This is a genomic window from Oscillatoria nigro-viridis PCC 7112 (assembly GCF_000317475.1).
GTDB classification, from domain to species: Bacteria; Cyanobacteriota; Cyanobacteriia; order Cyanobacteriales; family Microcoleaceae; genus Microcoleus; species Microcoleus nigroviridis.
On sequence record NC_019729.1, the window covers coordinates 2,638,684 to 2,656,533 of the forward strand.

Annotated in this window: 12 protein-coding genes; 4 read left to right on the forward strand and 8 right to left on the reverse strand. The window is 45.8% G+C overall.

The features are described 5' to 3' along the window. Positions 1–85 precede the first annotated feature (85 nt). The 5 genes from OSC7112_RS11275 to OSC7112_RS11295 form a co-directional block, all read right to left on the reverse strand. Positions 86–2,875, reverse strand: coding sequence for a sensor domain-containing diguanylate cyclase (locus OSC7112_RS11275; RefSeq protein WP_190274372.1), 2,790 nt, complete (start codon positions 2,873–2,875; stop codon positions 86–88). A gap of 415 nt (positions 2,876–3,290) precedes the next feature. Beyond that, positions 3,291–4,982: an IS1634 family transposase gene (locus OSC7112_RS11280; RefSeq protein ID WP_150111656.1), complete on the reverse strand. Its 1,692-nt coding sequence runs from the start codon at positions 4,980–4,982 to the stop codon at positions 3,291–3,293. A gap of 175 nt (positions 4,983–5,157) precedes the next feature. Further along, positions 5,158–5,970, reverse strand: a complete 813-nt coding sequence (locus OSC7112_RS11285; RefSeq protein WP_015176025.1) for a GAF domain-containing protein — start codon at positions 5,968–5,970, stop codon at positions 5,158–5,160. Between the two features lie 1,153 nt (positions 5,971–7,123). Further along, positions 7,124–8,398: a DHH family phosphoesterase gene (locus tag OSC7112_RS11290; protein WP_015176026.1), complete on the reverse strand. Its 1,275-nt coding sequence runs from the start codon at positions 8,396–8,398 to the stop codon at positions 7,124–7,126. A 238-nt stretch (positions 8,399–8,636) separates the two neighbouring features. Then, the gene (locus OSC7112_RS11295; protein ID WP_015176027.1) at positions 8,637–9,134 is read right to left on the reverse strand and encodes an HNH endonuclease; all 498 of its coding nucleotides are present in this window, start codon (positions 9,132–9,134) and stop codon (positions 8,637–8,639) included. 344 nt (positions 9,135–9,478) lie between these two features. Here OSC7112_RS11295 and OSC7112_RS11300 point away from each other — a divergent pair, with 344 nt between their 5' ends. Next, the gene (locus OSC7112_RS11300; protein WP_015176028.1) at positions 9,479–9,943 is read left to right on the forward strand and encodes a COP23 domain-containing protein; all 465 of its coding nucleotides are present in this window, start codon (positions 9,479–9,481) and stop codon (positions 9,941–9,943) included. 263 nt (positions 9,944–10,206) lie between these two features. Here OSC7112_RS11300 and OSC7112_RS11305 read toward each other — a convergent pair whose 3' ends face one another. Then, on the reverse strand, positions 10,207–12,948 hold the full coding sequence (locus OSC7112_RS11305) for an AAA-like domain-containing protein (protein WP_015176029.1): 2,742 nt from the start codon (positions 12,946–12,948) through the stop codon (positions 10,207–10,209). A 144-nt stretch (positions 12,949–13,092) separates the two neighbouring features. Between OSC7112_RS11305 and OSC7112_RS11310 the strand changes: the two genes are divergently transcribed. Continuing rightward, complete coding sequence (locus OSC7112_RS11310) at positions 13,093–13,866, forward strand: 5-formyltetrahydrofolate cyclo-ligase (protein ID WP_015176030.1); 774 nt, start codon at positions 13,093–13,095, stop codon at positions 13,864–13,866. Between the two features lie 174 nt (positions 13,867–14,040). On the opposite strand, the gene OSC7112_RS11315 is transcribed toward OSC7112_RS11310, so the two are convergent. Continuing rightward, entirely contained in the window at positions 14,041–14,640 is a 600-nt protein-coding gene (locus OSC7112_RS11315) for a Uma2 family endonuclease (protein ID WP_015176031.1), read from the reverse strand. Between the two features lie 311 nt (positions 14,641–14,951). Continuing rightward, entirely contained in the window at positions 14,952–16,820 is a 1,869-nt protein-coding gene (locus OSC7112_RS11320; RefSeq protein WP_015176032.1) for an AAA-like domain-containing protein, read from the reverse strand. Between the two features lie 276 nt (positions 16,821–17,096). Here OSC7112_RS11320 and OSC7112_RS39595 point away from each other — a divergent pair, with 276 nt between their 5' ends. Together OSC7112_RS39595 and OSC7112_RS11325 are read left to right on the forward strand one after the other, a co-directional pair. Then, positions 17,097–17,270, forward strand: a complete 174-nt coding sequence (locus OSC7112_RS39595) for a hypothetical protein (RefSeq protein WP_015176033.1) — start codon at positions 17,097–17,099, stop codon at positions 17,268–17,270. A 48-nt stretch (positions 17,271–17,318) separates the two neighbouring features. Then, on the forward strand, positions 17,319–17,651 hold the full coding sequence (locus OSC7112_RS11325; RefSeq protein ID WP_015176034.1) for a hypothetical protein: 333 nt from the start codon (positions 17,319–17,321) through the stop codon (positions 17,649–17,651). Positions 17,652–17,850 lie beyond the last annotated feature (199 nt).

Here is a 17,850-nt window from a genome sequence, read left to right on the forward strand (position 1 = left end):
GCGATGGCTACGCCCCGGCTTACGCCTGCGAACTTATGGGTGAAGTTGGGCGCGATCTACATCTTTTGCCTATTCTACAACTCTATTAAAATCTGCCGCCGTCATCTGGTTGGCGCTCTTCGGCGTAGCGATCGCGCCCTTGTCGTTTCGCATCATACAATGCTCGATCGGCTTTGGCAACGAGTTCATCCGGTGATGTTCCCAAGGAGGGAATCACAGTTGCAATTCCCATGCTAACGGTCACGATCGCGCTCACATCAGATTGTTCGTGAGGGATTGCTAAATCTCGGATTGCCTGACGCATCGACTCAGCAACTGCGATCGCGCCAGCAGCATCCGTATTCGGTAGGATAGCAGCGAATTCTTCGCCCCCGTAACGCGCAAACACATCCGATGAACGTTTAACCGCTTGTGCAGCCGATGAAGCCACTTTTACTAAACAAATATCCCCAGCTTGATGTCCGTAGCAATCGTTATATCGCTTGAAATAATCTACATCCAACATAATCAACGAAAGCTGTTGTTTACCCTGCATCAGTAGATGCCATTCCGACTGCAATCGCTCATCAAAGCAGCGACGGTTTGCTACTTGTGTTAATCCATCTGTCGCCGCCATTAATCTGTCTTTCTGAGCCTGATTTGTCAGTATCTCCTCTGCCTGCTTGCGTTCTGTAATATCAGCAAAAGTCGTCACTACTGCATACGGGTGACACTCATTCATCTGGAACAGCGGTTGCGAATTAATCGAAATCCAAGTCAGTGTTCCATCGGCTTTGTGAATGCCCATTACCACATTTGATAGCGGTTTTTCCGTCTTTAGGGTGATCGTTGCCGGATGCTGTTCGCCGGGGAAGGGAGAGCCATCTTCCCGAACAGTTCGCCAGTCTAAATCTACTGATGTACGACCCATCATTTGTTCGGAGGTCAGCCCGATAATCCTTTCGGCACTGGCATTACAGGCAATAATTTCTCCGTCTGCTAGCTGAAGTACGACGCCTTCTGTCATAGTCGCAATCACAGAACGATACCGTTCCTCACTTTCCCGTAATTGACTCAGGAGAATGTTTTTGGCATCAAACTCTGAAGCCAGATGCACGCTACCAGCCAGAAACCCAGCCATCAGTTGTAAAGTCTGGATATCTGACTCTGTAAAGCTAGAGGGTGTAGCTGAAAGCACTTTTAAGACGCCAACCCGATCGTCCTGATAAAACAAGGGAACAACCACCATTGACCGGACACCAATGCGCTGACAGGCAGCCCGATCCACCCGTGCATCGGTTTCTGAATCGTGGCAAAGCAGGATGGAGCCGGTCGTAATACATTTTCCCGATAAACTTGCCGCTATTTTGACCCGCAATCCAACATAGGCGCTGGCGATACCGCTGGCAGCCCGATACATCAATTCATCCCCTTCAACCATTTCAATCACCGCTCCATCGGCGCGGGTCAAATCTTGAGTCCTCTCTGCAATCACCGCCATGACTGCATCGAGATTGGGATTGCGGATGGCGATTTCCTGTTGGGTAGCAATCACTTTACTCAAATGCTCGAAATCTTGTTTTAATGATGCTTCTGCTTGCTTGCGATCGGTGATATCCTTCATAAAGCAGTGATGTCCGGTCGATCGCTCCTGCGAGTCGTAGGCTGCCAACATCACCACCTGCTTGTAAAAGATCGAGCCATCTTTCCGGATACCCCGGGCCTCAACCTCGACTCGGCCCTCGGCTAGCATTTTTTGATAAGCGGCCATCATCCTGTCGCAGTCTTCGGGATGAACTGTTTTCTGCCAATTCATACCAACCATTTCTTCAGGCTGATAACCTGCTATATTCGCGTAGGCTTGATTAACGTTGATGTACCGTCCGAAAATATCCAGCCGCGAGATGCCCTCAACGGCATTAGCAAGAGCTGTACTCAATTCTCTGAGTTCTGTTTCTGCCTGGACAAGATCCGTAATGTCTTGGGATGTACCAAACAACCGAATGACTTTTCCCTCTGCATTGAGTTGCACCTGTCCTCTGGCTTCGGTATGGCGGATAGAACCATTCGGGCGCACGATTCTGAGGCGCAATAGATAAGGCTGCCCGTGAGTGAGTGCTCGTTGAACTACCAGGTGTAGCTGTTTGGCACTTTCGGGATGGTAAAGCCGCAGGTTTTCTTCATAAGTAGGTTCGCCTAGGGCCCTGTCGCGTCCCACAATCTCGAAGAGTTCGGGAGACCAGGTAATTTTACCCGTAATTGCGTCCCATTCCCAATTACCGATGTGGGCAACCCGCTGGGCTTCTGACAACCGGGTTTGACTCTTTTGCAGGGCTGTTTCTGTCTGCAGGCGGTCGGTAATGTCTTTTTCGTTCAGGATCAACATCGGGTTGCCTGTTACCGGGTCGTCGGTACACCGCACGTCCATCCCATGCCAGCGAATTCCCGCCAGAGTAATCACTTGAGCCTCCGTGCTAAATACCTCACCGGACTTAAGAACTGCCATTGCTCGCTCTGCTACCCGAGAGTCAACAAAGCGGCTCAGAAAAGCATTGCCTGTGGCAGAGGCAGGATGCAGCGCATCCCCGTAACAGCGCAATGCCGCCGGGTTTTGCAGCAACGGCACACCTTCGAGGGTGTACAGCGAAACCATCAGCGTGGTGTGTCGGATTGCCTCGATCGATCGCAGGGTTTCCGGTTCGATTTGAGGAGCGGTTTCGACCGTACCCTCGACCAGGATTGCCAAACGCCCCCTATCAATCCTGATGCCAGTGCACCGACAGCCGACAGAAACAGGCTCACCGCCCGGGTAAAACGTCCACTGCTCGGACAAGGTTTGGCCTTGCTCAAACTGCTGCAGATAGCTCTGCAAGCGAATCCGAGTACACTCTGACAACAGATCCCTAAAGTTGTGGCTCGCGAGTTGCTGCTGCGTCGAAGCATTCCACAGGTACAAGGAGGCTTGGTTGGCCCACCGGATTTGCCAATCCTCAAGATCAAACCCACATTCCGCACCCTCAACTGGCACACACGCAGTTGGGGTGCTCCGTCCGAGTCTCTCGTCCGAGATAATAATCAAAAATACCCGCGACCTGTTGGGTCACAATCGCATCGACCTGTTGGGGCAAGTTGAAAATTAACTGCTTTCGGGCAAATCCTAGATTCTCGATATCTAACAACACCTTCATCCGTCATAATTAACTATTAATCGACAGCAGATATTTCCAGCAGCCTGATAATTACACATCACTACTGAATCAAATATTTATGAAATTTCTGTCAGTTTTGCTCATCAAACAAACTGCTCGATCTCAGATTAATAAATAATAAGACTTACAGGAGAGCGGCAGCAAGTTCAATATAGCCATTCGCTCGGCTGTTAAATTAGAAATTTGTTGAATCCCTTGTAGGCTCACCAGATGAATTGATTGAAATATCTGGCAAATCCAACGGAGCGTCGGTCGATTAGTTTGTTTGCCCAACTGATTTTTCAATTGGGAATTAGTGCGTTGCAAACTGTGACGCAGTAACCTTTGACCTAAAGTATAGACTAACAAACACAAACCCATTACCAATGCCAAAGCTTCGATTCTTTCCGGCGACTTGAGAAATATACTGTCCGTAAAAAACAGCGGATCTTTCAAGAACCCAAACCCTCTTTCTGCTGACTGCTGTTCTTTGTATTTCACAATCATATCGTCAGGCTCTAATTGCTGAGTTTCCAGCACATTAGTGGCGAGAATAAACCTGCCACAGGCTTTGGTTTCTTTGGCGATCGCACCTGTATCTGGTTCCAGTTTTGCTTGAACTTTAAATCTCTGTTTCGAGCTGGATTTCTCGCGAGCATTTGGATCGTTAGTATTAGTCTTTACTGTAATTTCTTTGCTACTAACTTGGGTGATATTGTAAAATTTTAGTTGTTTGGATAAGCGATGAGCTGCGGCGGCAGCGTCGGCGGCACAAGCAAATTCAATTTTTGAGAGTTCTTGCAGTTTATTCTCAGCTTCAGCCTGGGCTTTTTTGAGTTTTTTTTCGAGTTTTTGTCGGTCTGAATCGCGTCGCAAACTGCTCTCTACTACTAGCCATCTTTGTTCAATTCCACCATAATTACTTTTGTGTTCTGACCAGCTATATCCACTCACAGAACTGGGGGTAAATTCTGCTTCATTTAACTGAGATACCAGTTGCTGCGCTTGCTTGATACTCAACGGTACGCGGGTTAACCATCTTAAATTGGTTAACATTTCTAAGTTAGGAGCTGAATATAATGCACTATCTGCAACCATTAAACTGTCAAGGTTTAACTGTTGTTTAAACTCCTGACAAATTGATGCGAATATGGCTCGATCTGATTCATTTCCCGAACCCACCCGTAAAAATAGCGGTACATCTCCATCGCTACTACAAATTAAATCTAAAATGAATTGTTTTAAGTCGGGTCTGCGATCGCGGGAGTAGCCGTAGGTAATCTTAATTGGCACGGCAGATGACACGGGTTTAGTTGACTCGCTATCTTCGCTATCTTCGCTATCTAGCGCCGTTTCTGGCTCGATAACAGATACAGATGGTAGCTCGGATTCGTATTTGCCATGCAGGTGAAAGGAAGTTGAATCTAAATGGGATGTCTCTGTATCGAGCTCAAATTTTTGAGCTGCTGAAGCGGCAATAGTTGTAAATATTTGGCTGCTGCCTGCTAAATATAGCTTGTCTAATACTCTACCTAAACGGTATTCATTCAGGTGTGATGCTTGAATACCTTCACCCATTAAATGTTCGAGCGCTTTGCCTTCAAAAAATTTAGGAAATAAGTATAATGGAGCGGAAACAAGCCCTAACCCATTGATAATCATTGCTTTGACTGCTAGACCTGGACTGACAATCTCACCCGGTTGTTCCCCTACTAACTCATTGATTTTTTGGACAATTTCTATTTCATCAACTAGACCTGCTATTAAACCAAGATGGTCGAGGTTAGAGACGGCGAGTTCAGTTGCTTGATGCACGGGTTTCATTCGATCGAGCGAATTGTTTGCTACTTGAGTTTAGACTATTTTTATCCTCCGCGTCGCACGGGGGATAATTGGTTTTTGTTGTTAATTTACACGCTCGTACATTTTCCAACTGAATCGATCGCTTGCTCGATCACCTGACACGGCAGGCGAGAGTATTTCTACTCATCTAGAGCCGACTGATCGACTCGGACGGGGCACCCCAACTGCGTGTGTGCCAGTTGAGGGTGCGGAATGTGGGATCAAATATCCAGATCGGATTTTGCAACAAGTCAAAGGCTTTGAGGTGGACAATATCGCCGCTCAGGGAACAGGCAAACTCTGGTTGCAGACAATTTTGACGATCGACTCTTGGCGCGCTTTCTGTATTGCTCGCAGTTTGATTCGGTTCTGTTTCGAGTTCCGGCGGTTGATTTGGCCCCAGCACCGGGCGGTGAGATTCCAAGTGCTGCATCCTCAACCCGATGTGCATTGCAACCTGTTGCAGGATCTCAAGGTCGAGAGGTTCCCACTGACGCGGACTTCGGCATTGATGAGCAATCAACAGTCCCCAAAGCTTGGGAGATTGCTGCTGTTGGCCATCTAGCAAGATTGGCGCCACTAAATTTGCCTGAACTTGGATGCGATCGAGCAATTCGACATCACAAGCTTGAAGATCGCCAGCGTGAATATCAGAAATGGCACTCGTTTGTCCCTGGCTGTAACGCTCTACCCAGTTTGCTTCAAAGCAAGGGTCATGAATCAGTTGTCCCTGGATTGGCAGCCACCGATCGCCAACAGATTCAGCAAATACTACGCCATTTCCCTTTGGTAGGAAGCGATAAATAATCACGCGATCTGTTTGCAGCAGCACTCTGGTTTCTTCTAGCGCACATTGCAAAATTGTCTCCAGCTCCACGAACTCGTTGATTTGAAGTGCAATTTCTGAAATTTTTTCTAGGATTTTCTCTAACGAGCAAGAGAAAGTCTGTTTTGTAGACATCTCCATGTTCCTTTTTTTGGTGAGCTATTTTCTACTATTCTAATCAGCCACAAAAAAATAAAATATTTTATTTTTGAGCGTGTCCAGCCCTGGCTTAGCTTAGGAATAAAACCCAATATTTAGTCCAAGTTACGACTTTTTTTAAGTGATATAATTACGGATTTTAGGTCGTTTAGCCAATAATTTAGGTATTTCTGCATCTCTTTTTCTTCTTTTTAAGCGTTTTTTTGGTGATTGTTACCGCCGGGAGCATCTCAATGAAAGCAGCCCTCAGCTAGAAATAGGAGTTAGGAGTCAGGAGTCAGAAGCCAGGAGAAAAGAGTCAGAAGTCAGAAGTCAGGAGCCAGAATCAGTGTTTTTACAAATATGAGATGCTCCCGTTATCGCCCACCTCCTGCACCAACTATAACAAATTATGATTGCTTTAACGAATTTATAAAGAAATACAACAAAAATACCCTGTAAAAGTATTATAATTCAACAATTATTTTGTAAACTTTAGTTAGCTCTAGTTAATGAAATTTTTCCCAATACCTTGCTTTTTTACGAATATACTGCATTGCATCCCTTGACAATAGTGAAAATACCCGGTTTCTGTGGTGTGTAGTTTTGAGCAAGGGGGAGAAAATTTATTACTGTTAGTCCTGGAGGAATAAACCTGATTTTTCAAACCCCTTACTTCGTTCAAACTGACATCTTGCACCATTTTCAATAAGCTTTTTATGCGCGGGTTCTCCTGCCCAACCCCTACTCTCCATAAGAAAATTTAATTCTCGCTTCACAGCCCGGAAAGCCTGTTCATGGGAGAGGTGGACTGGGCGGGAGTTCCAACCCTCAATAATATCAAATCCGTTAGCATCGGAATAGTAAATTCAAGTTCACGGTTGACGGTTGACGGTTGACGCCGCGAACAGTTAACCGTCAACTGTCAACTGTCAACTGTCAACATCATGTATGAGTGTAACCGGAAATAATATAAGAGTTAAAAAACCGGGTTGATGAGAGTTGAAGTGCGGGAAGGACTGGTTGCCAAGTTGAGAGTTAGCCCGGAATGAGAAAAAAACACGGCAAAACCTGGTAGCAACCCGAGGTCTAACCCAGCGGCATTCCCAGGCTGTTGCTGGAATCAAGGCCGCACGTAGAAAGTCCAAAGTTAATGATCGTAAACAGGATTGTCTTTAGGACTAATTAAATGCAGCAACTTTTGCTTGATATGCTCATCGAATACTTCCCATTTCAGCCTTGCATAATCGCTATTCTCATTCCCGCCAGAAAGAAATCCCACCGGAATTTCAAAACCTCCTGCTTGACTTCTGCCGCCACCAAAAAAGCGTCCTTGAGCATCTTGACCGAAGGCTTCTTTAATAAATTCGTCGGGGTCGAGAGTAAGTTTATTAGTTCGCAGCGAGCCAATTACTACTTCAATTTCTTCGTCCTTGTCGTGAACAATTGCGTAGACAACTGCTGTATGTACGTTCTCCTCTGTTACTAAAAAGTCCGCCGCTTGGGGAATAGAATCCCGATCGTCATAGCGGAGGTAGCCGATGCCGGCGATCGAAAAATTGTTCTGGACGGTGCGGTGTTTGAGCGATCGCTCGATCGCGTCCATCACCCACTTAGAACGAGACGACTGCAACACGGCATTCAGCAACTGCGGGTCGTAAAACCTGCTCAAATAAGCCGCAGCTAAAAAGTCCTCCTCCTGAGCTTGTCTGAGGGCGTTCGTATCCGATCGCAAACCGTGCATCAAAGCTGTAGCACACTTGACGTGCAGGCTGACGCTGGCGTCGAGAGTTAGGAGTCCGGCCTGTAAATACTCGGCAAAAATCGTGGCTGTAGCGCGGATTTGGGGGCGCAAATCGGTAAATTCTGCCTTGATTTCCCCCTGTAAATTGTGGTGGTCGATGACGGCGGCGATCGGAACTCCGGCCGCTAAAATATACTCGGTTAAGTTACAAGTCGTCCCTTGGTTGTCGATGAAAGCGCAGCCCTGAAACACCGACAAATCCTTAGTTTTTACTGTTTCCAGCGTCCACCGCTGCAACGGCAACCCTGTCAATTTAACTAAGGCAATGTTTTCTTGGTGGCTGAGGGCGCCGGCGTAGATAATCTCGCAGAGGATATCGTATTGTTCGGCGATTAATTTGTAAGTCCAAGCGCTGGAAAGTGCGTCGGGATCTGGAAAATCTTGCAGCAATATTAATTGGCGAGTGCCTTTGTGCCGATCGAACATTTGGCGCAATTGCTCGACTTTGCGATCGTGCAATTCCTCGCGGAGACGGCCGCGATTCTCTTCGGAAGCAACTTCAGCTTTGCTGCGCCGTTTCCCCGGCGCACTCACTGCGGGTACAACCTCGCTGCCGGGCTCAAGTTCACCTTCGCGGTTGTCGGATGTTTCATCGGAATTGTTAGGGGGATGGTCTTTCATCGTTGAAAATTAACAATTTAACTATTTCAGGATTTGCACGGCATTCGATCTTAAACCCGGTTTCTTTGTAGATGCCTTTTTGTCAAAGCCCGTACTTTTTACAAGAAACCTGATTTAAGATCGTAAATTCTCTCTTTACTTTTTTAATTCATGCAGAGAGTGCGTGTTGCCAGGGACGAAGCAATCTCAGGACTCACAACTCCCGCAAAAAACCCCCGCGCTTGCGCTGACAGGGGTTTTAAAGGCCGATTACATATTTTTGCCATTCTTTGTGCATACCGCTCTTAACGTGTTTAGTGACTTCAAAATAAAGACCGCTGTGAGGTTTCCGAGGCGGATAGCGCAGCGGCATTCCCGCTTCTTTCGGCGTGCGGCTGCCTTTATTGACATTGCAGCGCACGCAGGCGGTGACGAGGTTTTCCCAACAGTCGCCTCCTCCGCGCGATCGGGGAATGACATGATCGAGGGTTAAATCGTCCCCCGTATAACTACAGTATTGACAAGAGTGTGCATCCCGGTGCAAGATGTTCCGGCGGGTTAGCGGAATATCCTTATAGGGAACTCGGACGTAATGCCGCAGTCGGATCACAGTTGGTAGCGGGAAGTTTGGCGCAATAAATTTCCCGTTGTGTTCTACCTGTTCTGCTTTTCCTTTCAGCAACAAAACTACCGCCCTTCGCCAATTGGTGATGTTAAGGGGTTCGTAGGAGGCGTTCAGCACCAGAACATTGGCCATTGTTGATTATTAAAGAGAATATTTTTTTCGATGTTAACACAGGTTCCACTTTAGGTGGGACGGCATCAGGGACAGCGAGGCTCAGCAAAAAACGGTGAAAAACCACTCCTTTACCCTATACCTTCGCGCCTGGGCCTCCTGGGGCTGCATCTATTTTCTGCCTTTCGTGTTTGTCAGCGAGCTTTTTTCCCGGAGTTTTGGCCCAGATGAGGCCAGTGTGTGCGATCGCAAAAATTTGCCGAATAAATTTTATTTTTTTCTCTAAATGCCTAATCTTCCCGGCAACAAACACTTTAACTTTTTAGACTATTAGTAACCTTAAATGAAAAAGCTTATTACTGCTCATGAAATTTCGGATCTTAAAGTCTGCTTTTAGCGCGTCAATTATTGCTCTTGCGGCTCCGATTTTAGCAAACAGTCCAGCCTTGGCCCAAACACCTTCTTTCTTCTGCGGCGCTGCTGGCGGCCGCCCAGCTACAATTGCAGTCCAACAAGGCAAAAATATTCCCGTTATTTTGTGGCTAGCTGATAACTATTTCAATGAATCAGGAGAAGATGCGATTACTCGGTGCACCAGAGTCTCAGGAATTCTCAATAACTCGCAACCGCAAGGAAGCTGGGAGAATATTGTCACAGCAGGTGCATCTACCAGCGGTCAACTAATTATTTGTGCAGCTAATCCTCAAGACGGTTCCTGTAGATTATTATATCAAGTACCCAAAGGCCAAAATCCCGAACAAGCCCGACAAGAACTCTTAAAAAGAGTTACAAATCCTAATGTAAGTGTTTCGCCTGTTAAAGTAAATTGATAGTCATTAGTAGAGACATGGCATTGCCCATAGGTGTCAACTTAAGGTACAACCAATAGTCCGGCAGGGGTTTCAACCCCTGCCTCAAAGCTAAAGTCCTCGATCGAGAGGACTAATGAGTGGAGATTCTTCTCTTCAGTCCTCTTTGAGAGGACTTTCGCTATTAGACAGGGGTTTCAACCCCTGGCGGACTTGATGGATGGCTAACGGACTTGGCGGGCTGACAGCTTAAGTTGACACGCTTTGGGCAAAAGCCTTTGTCCCTACTTGCAGATATTTGAAACTCTGGTAAAATACTTGGGTTGAGTGGTGAAAAAATTGCAGCTTTGCTTCAGCAATTCTTCTAAACCTTCAACCTGCCTCAACCAGACAGTGCCGTTGCTTCCAGCGATAGCAATTTGCTTTCCGTCTCGACTCCAACTGACACTAACAACATTCTCATCGAACTCAAATTGAGCAACCTGCCGACCCGCTAAATTCCACAGCCGCACTGTCTTGTCAATTCCCACTGTAGCAAGCCGTTCTCCGTCGGGACTAAAACTAATTGATTTCGCATCTAAATGCAATGTTTGAAATTCCTTAACTAATTCTTTTTCTGACAGATTCCACAGCCCAACTTTGCCATTCAATGTTACTGTAGCAAAGCGATACTGGTGTTGAGCCGGAGTGAAACTGAGCCCAATTGCCTGAACAGGCAGTGTTTTTTCCAGCTTGCCCGACAAATCCCAAATTCGCACTCTAGAGTTGCCATCTAACGTTGTTATAAAATCGCCGTTTGGGCTAAAATTTACGCTTCTCACTAAGCCGTTGTGACCGGGGAGTTTCACGCTAGATGATATTGATTTGGGCAGTTTTGCCAATTTCCAAATTGCAGCATTGCTGTCTATTCCTGCGGCCGCCAACAACTGTCCTTCGGGACTAAAACTGATGCTGGTAACTGAGCCTTGAATTCCTTTCAAAGTAGAAATATTTTTACCTGATAAATTCCATATTTTAACTGTGCTGTCCCTTCCGGCCGTCGCTAAAAATTTACCGTTCGGGCTAAAGTTTACCATATTAACTGACTGCTGCAAAGCTTTCCATTCAGCAATTTTTTGCCCGGACAAGTTCCAAATCCGAACTCGATCGTCTATTCCTGCGGTTGCTAAAATCTGCCTAGTTGGGCTAAAATTGATGCTGGTAACTGCACCTTTATGACCTTGCCAATTTATCTTTATCTGCGGAATGAGGGACGCTTTTATCTCATGTGTTTCGCTAATTTTATCAAGGATTATTTGTAAAGCTAACAGCGGTCTAGTTGCGGGATATTGTTCTAGGTTATGTTGGTTTCGTACCAAGGTTTTTAATTTTTTTCCGGAGGCGATCGCCCTCAGCAAAGCTTCTGATAAAGCTTCGCTGTTTTCAGTCTTTTGAGATACCGCCAACAGTAAAGCATCGCTGCCATTTTGTTCGATTTCAATACTTGCTTGTGCCAGTTTAAACCGCTGGTAAGCGAGAGTTGAAAAGCCGATCGCCGCCAGTAACGATGCTGCCAGTACGGCAGAACCGATGCCGATCCACTGTTTGGCTTTTTGTTTCGCAGAGTCAGCTTCACTCAAAGCTTTTTCGGCATCGCAGACAGCTTTTTTGGTTTCGAGTGTAGCTGAACGCAGCAGTTGATTTTGGTCGCTCAAAATAACTTTCTGGCTAGCCGTCAAAAACTGAAAATCTTCGTTTCTCAAACTTTTTCCTGCCGCCCAAACTAATGCTGACTGCAAATCATCCCCTCGCAACAGTTGGGAATCATCTTCACAGCTAGAATTTAGCCATAGTTTGATAGCTTCCGAGTAAGGCGAGAGTTTTTCTAACTTTTCTGCAATTAATTCTTGGTTAAATACAGCTTCATAAATAGGATTAGAAATTGTTAATTTTTCCGCGCGCTTAACGATTAATCCGCTCAATCGCAATTCCATTTGTTCCGCACTGCCATCGGGGACACTTTCAGTTTGTGCTAAAATTTGCTGATACAATCCCAGTCTCCTGACAATGCGCTGGTTTTCTTTGAAAAGCCGATCGCGAATTGTGGACAAATGTTCGGGCACATCTTGAGTTTCCCAATTCTCCACGATTTTCAAGCGCACTACCTTCTCAACCCACTCTTTAGAAGAGTTAATTTTATCTTTCTCCCCCCCTTGCCAAGGGGGGGCTGGGGGGGGTAAATTCGGGATTAATTCGGCATTTTCCAACAATAGTTTGCACAGCTTTTGAGTCAAAAAAGGCTGCCCGCCCGTCCAATACAATACTTCTCTCAAAACTTGATTAGGGCTGTCTGTAAGCTCTGCCAACCCCGCTGCTAGCGGTTGAGCTTCGGTTTCGTCAAAACCAGTTAATTCGATCGCCTTGCCAATATTAAAAGGGGTATTGCTGCTGGCATTTTGCTCGCGGCACAAATCCGTCGGCGATGCTACGCCTAAAAGGGCCCAAGTTAGGCGATCGAACTCTGAATTGTTGGCGCGCTTGTTGTAGCACGATCGAATTAGCGCTAAAAAATCGTCGGCGGGAAAATCTAGGGCGAGAATGCTGTCGATTTCGTCAATAAAAATGACAATATTGCTGGGAATGTTGGGTAGCAGTACGGTTTCGATGAATTCGCTCAATCTTTGAACCGGGGTTAAAAAATTGCGATCGCGCCACCAAGTCCGCACGTTGACAAGATCCGACAGGTTAAAGTTATTTTCGAGAATGCGTAGCAAACCAGCATACCACTGTTCGGGAGTGACGCCGCGGTTGCCAATTTCCGAAATGTCGATCGCAGCACAAGCAATTCCTTCATTTCTCAGCCGCTGAATTGTCCGCACCTGCAAGCTAGATTTGCCCATTTGCCGGGAATTCAAAACATAGCAAAATTCCCCGGCTTTCAATCCGTTATATAAATCGTCGTCGGCTTGCCGCTTCACATAATTGGGAGCGTTATTTGTCAAACTCCCACCGACTTGATAGTAACTGGGTTTTGTGGTAAAATTCATAGGATAAAGTAAAATATCAAAAATATATTGCGGTCATTCGGCGGTTGAAACCGCTACTACACAAACAAAGTCCGCCTTCGCGGACTGAAGAAATGAGGCTTATTAAAGGAAACTTTTGTATGATACATTGTACCACAATACAACATGAAAACTGATTGGATTGGATATCACCGCGAAAAAGATAAGTTAAGAACCGAAATTTGGTCTTTGCTGAAGCAGCAAGCCGCATCTATTGGCGATCCGTTTGGCCATATTCCAAACTTTGTCGGTGCCCAGTTGGCTGCCGAAAGATTGGCAACTTTACCAATATGGCAACAAGCAAAAACGATTAAGTGCAATCCAGATTCGGCGCAAAATCCGGTGCGTATGCAAGCTTTGCAAGATGGAAAACGCCTGTATATGGCAGTTCCGCGATTGACAGACGATCGCTGTTTTGTTGAGTTAACTGCTGAGGATTTGCAGAGGCAAAATGTATCTATTGCTGAAAGTGCGTTAGCGAAGCCCTCGAAGAGGATCGCCCGCAAAGCACTCGATTGCGGAAAATTGGTAAGTTTTGCAGAAATGGAGCCGATTGATTTAGCAATAGTCGGCTGCGTAGCCGTGACTCCCAACGGTGGAAGAACCGGGAAAGGTGCAGGATTTGCAGATTTGGAATTGGCTATGCTCAAAGAATTCGGGTTAGTAGAAATCGATACGCCAATTGTAACAACAGTGCATCCTTTGCAAATAGTCGCAGATTTGCGTTTACCAATGCAAGCTCACGATTGGGCGCTGAATTGGATTGTTACTGCCCAGGAGGTAATTGAAACTAATACAACTTATCCGCGTCCAATTGGGTTAAACTGGGATAGTATACGGCCGGAACAGTTGGAACAAATTCCGATTTTGCGAAAGTTAAACGAACCGCGTAAGCGCTAGGAAGCGAAGAAAGAAAGAAAGAAAGAAAGAAGAAGAAGGTAATTTCAGATAAGCTGTTGCGGTATTTAAATTGTCTGTAAAAAAATCAAAGTTGTGTGGGGTGGGCGTCCCGGCCGCCCTGAGTATACAATTTAAATGCGCGACAGTTTAACAATATTATTATTATTATTTATCTCAAGGTAAAAGAGAATTCACAGCGATCGCCCCAATTTCTCTCCCTTCAATAATAATCGGTATAACAGCCGATCGCCCAAAATCCAACCTTTGACTGTAATCTGACGGCTCAACTTCAACAAGAGGTTGAGAGTACACCTCAACCTGTTCTTCCACAAGATTCACAATCCAATAAATCGCAATTCCAGCGCGGGCATAAATCTGTTTTTTGACAGTGCGATCGCGCTGAAGCGTCGTATCGGATACTTCAACAATCAGGGCAATATCTTCAGCACCAGGATGGCGATCGAGATACTGCCGCGTATCCCCTCGGACAACCACTAGATCGGGTTCGGGTTCGCTGTTAGATAGCGTTATCGGTTCTTGGGAATCAACATACCACCCCGCAGGTAAAATATGCTCTAAAGCTGTTCTGACAAGACGAGTTGTTGCTCGATGCGGTGGATTTTTTGGGATTTTGAAAACCAGCCAACCTTCCAGCAATTCTACAGAGTCATCATCGGTGAGAATGCCGGCTTGAATTATCGCATGATACTGCTCGATGCTCAAGCGCCAAATCAGATCGTTCGGAATTGCTGCGACACTTTCAACAGGCAACATAACAGTATGCAGGAGTTAATTTAGTTATGATTTTACCGACGAATTTTAACATATATCTACTTTGTGGTGAACACGCGCCATGCAATGAAAGCTGTAAAAGCTAGATAACCAAACACGGTTATCCAATCTAGCCAATTATCGGAAGTTATCAAGAAAATATCGTTCATGGGCTGTTTTAATCTAAAAAGAGGTAGATTGTGATTTGTCGTTTGGTAGGGGCGGGTTTATGAGATTGTTCATTTTAGGCAATTATTGGCAGGTTTACCCGCCCCTACCATATCTGGAATTATAGGATAGCAGAGCGATCGGACTTAGACGATCGCGCTTAAGTGCGATCGAAAATATTGTCGGTACAACTCGCACCTCGGCACGCACTCGTTCCCCTGCAACTTCACCAACCCCAAACTGTCTAATTTAAACGCCTGCATCGCCTTTAACGGCACCGGAGAATCCGCCGCTGCAATCTCTCTCATTCCCTGCGCCAACTCTGGATATTCTTCCAAATTCCACAACTGCCGCCGCAAATGGTCGCTGTAAATTCCAGCATCTGCGATCGCAGTTTCTTTTAATTCATCGAGTGTCAAACCCGATCGCGAAATGTGATACAATGCAACTCGCACTAAATACGGATGTCCGCCGACAATTGCCATCAATTCCTCAACTTGGGCTTCCGACCAATTCAAGTTGTGGCGCGCTGCTAAATCTTGTATTTGCTGAGAGTTAAATTCGGGCAAATCAACGGGCAGCCCGACGTTAAAAGGCGATTGATTGATATTCATCGGGATGTAAACTTCGGTGGAGTGAACTACAATTAATCGCAGTTTTTTCCAGATGTCCCGCCGCTTCGATTCTTCGTGCCACGCCCGCAGCAGTCCTAAAAAGTCTTCGGCAATGTCGGGATATTGAAAAACGCGATCGATCTCGTCTAATCCTAAAATTAAAGGACTGTCGATTTGCGGTAAAATGTATTTTTCAAAGTAATCTTTGCAGTTGACTTTGCTGCCAAAAATGTCGTCCCAATAATCGTCTAATTGATTGGGTAAGTGCAACTCGCGGCCGACGTAAGCGCAAAACCACTTTAAGAATTTATCTAAGTTGGCAAATACGGCTTTATCTACTAACTGAAAAGTTAGCGGCACGGTGCAATAGCCTTGACGGGCTCCGTGATGCAAAATTCTTGCCATCAACGAAGTTTTGCCCATTTGTCGCGGTGCTTTGATTCTAATTAACGCGCTGGGCTGCACAATAGTTTGATAGCAGCGTTCTTCGATGGGCGGGCGTTCTACATAAAATTGAGAAGCGACATCGACTTGTCCTCCCGGCAATTCGGGTTCGGCGGCGGGTAGAGGTATTTCGTCGCTGCTAATTTCTAATAGCTGTTTTTGTGCTAAATCTTCCGTTTCTTCTATGACTGGTGCGGGAGTTTCTGCTAGCAAATTCAGAACTTCTTCGATAATAATTGGAGTGTCGGCGCTGGTTTTCCATTCCCTCTGTTTGATGCGGTACAGATAGCCCCGCAAGTCGTGGTTTAGAGGCGCGTTCAGGGGAAAACCGACGCGAATCGGGAGAATTATTGGTTTTCTGTCAGGCCGGGAGTCTTGCAGTTCTTTTGCTTGCTGAACTTGATATGTTAGTAGTTCGCTTTGATTTCCCGTTGGCGGCAAAAGTATCAGCAAATAATCGCATTCTTGGAGGAAGAAATTAATGCGATCGAACCAATTATCTCCCAATCTAATGTTATTTTCGGCTGTGAAAACTGTATGACCGATCGCGCTTAAAGCCGTTTCTAACTGTTTTCCCAACTCGCGATCCGGTTCGGCGCTGCGATAACTGACAAATACTTTAACAATTCTGCTGCTGCTGGCTGTTTCCCCGGCTGGCGGCAAATTGTCCAGCTCGTTTAAATTTTCCGCTTCCTCAAGTTTAGCCGATCGGTGGTCGCTAGCAGCCAGAGTCATTTCAAAAGCCGCGAACAACTGTCGAATTTTACTCAAATCCGCACCTTCTCTACCCTGCTTAATTTTGCTGACTGTATCGGCACCGACGCCAGACTCAGCCTCGATTTCAGTCAGAGTACCTCTAATGTTATTTCGGTCAGACCATTCTTGGAGCGCCTCGTTAAGTTTCTTTAAGCCAGAGGCAGTGAGAATGCGACCGCGATCGCGTTTTGACTTGAGCACTTCGCTTGCAGTGAAAGGGGAACGAATCTAAAAATTTTAACGCCTTAAGTTCCTATTTTGGGCAATTTTAAGGAAGATCGTCAGCCAGCCGGAATTTAAGGAATTTTACTTGGGGAGGTTTTTTGGGCGATCGACTCCTCAAACTCTGTCCTGATAACGGCTTCAACAGTTGAATATATTTTAGAATAAAAAGTTTTTCTTAACTCCCCAATCTCCGCCGCTAATCACCACTTAACTTTTTAGAGTAGATACACCAAGCAAAAAAGGAGCAGCCAAATGAGCAAAATCTTACACAGACTGGCAATGGCCGCTTTGGGAACCGCCGCCATTTTCACAATTAATACACTTAACAATTTAACAGAAGCATCAGCCGCTGGTAAATTTGACCAACCAGAAATTTATCAAAACACAGTTTTTCCACTTGGCGTACCGGGTCAGATCCATAAATAGGCAAATTCATTGATTGATTGATTGATTTAATTTAATTAAGGAGAAATTATGAAGTCTACATTGTGTTCGTCGCAACCTATAGCTACAAAATCTGACTCGGTTGATGCTGAGGCGATCGATGCCTGCACTGCACTTGCGTGGGTGGAATTGGTAGCATTAGATGCCAGCGCTCTCACGGGGGATGATTGGCTGGCTTTGTGCGATGATATAGATAGCGGGGAAATCTACCGCTGCTGGTTTTTGTGGCGCGACCGCGAAGTTAGCGGTAATTGGGAAGCTTACGATCCTTTGAGCGATCGCCGATTTGTTGCTAAAGGAAAAGTTTTTCTCAAAGCCGCGATCGACTCGCTCGAAGATGCTAGAAATCGGGAAGTCGCCTAACTTGAATTCATCTCAGGTGAAGAAAATTTGTGCATACAAAACAAGAATTCTGCCAACAAAATCCACGGCTGTACAAACTTTCGTCCGCCTGCGCGAGACAGGAAGAAAAAGGGGATTTGATATGAGTCCCGGCAACGTAATACTCTCAAAGCAAATAAAAAAAATACGGCTGCGGGCAAGAGTTGACTGTATGATGCTA

Coding starts and splice junctions, on each gene's coding strand:
- OSC7112_RS11290 (WP_015176026.1), bottom strand. CDS start 8,398: ATGAAAGACCATCCCCCTAACAATTCCGATGAAACATCCGACAACCGC.
- OSC7112_RS11315 (WP_015176031.1), bottom strand. CDS start 14,640: ATGTTGCCTGTTGAAAGTGTCGCAGCAATTCCGAACGATCTGATTTGG.
- OSC7112_RS11300 (WP_015176028.1), top strand. CDS start 9,479: ATGAAATTTCGGATCTTAAAGTCTGCTTTTAGCGCGTCAATTATTGCT.
- OSC7112_RS11285 (WP_015176025.1), bottom strand. CDS start 5,970: ATGTCTACAAAACAGACTTTCTCTTGCTCGTTAGAGAAAATCCTAGAA.
- OSC7112_RS11295 (WP_015176027.1), bottom strand. CDS start 9,134: ATGGCCAATGTTCTGGTGCTGAACGCCTCCTACGAACCCCTTAACATC.
- OSC7112_RS11305 (WP_015176029.1), bottom strand. CDS start 12,948: ATGAATTTTACCACAAAACCCAGTTACTATCAAGTCGGTGGGAGTTTG.
- OSC7112_RS11325 (WP_015176034.1), top strand. CDS start 17,319: ATGAAGTCTACATTGTGTTCGTCGCAACCTATAGCTACAAAATCTGAC.
- OSC7112_RS39595 (WP_015176033.1), top strand. CDS start 17,097: ATGAGCAAAATCTTACACAGACTGGCAATGGCCGCTTTGGGAACCGCC.
- OSC7112_RS11310 (WP_015176030.1), top strand. CDS start 13,093: ATGAAAACTGATTGGATTGGATATCACCGCGAAAAAGATAAGTTAAGA.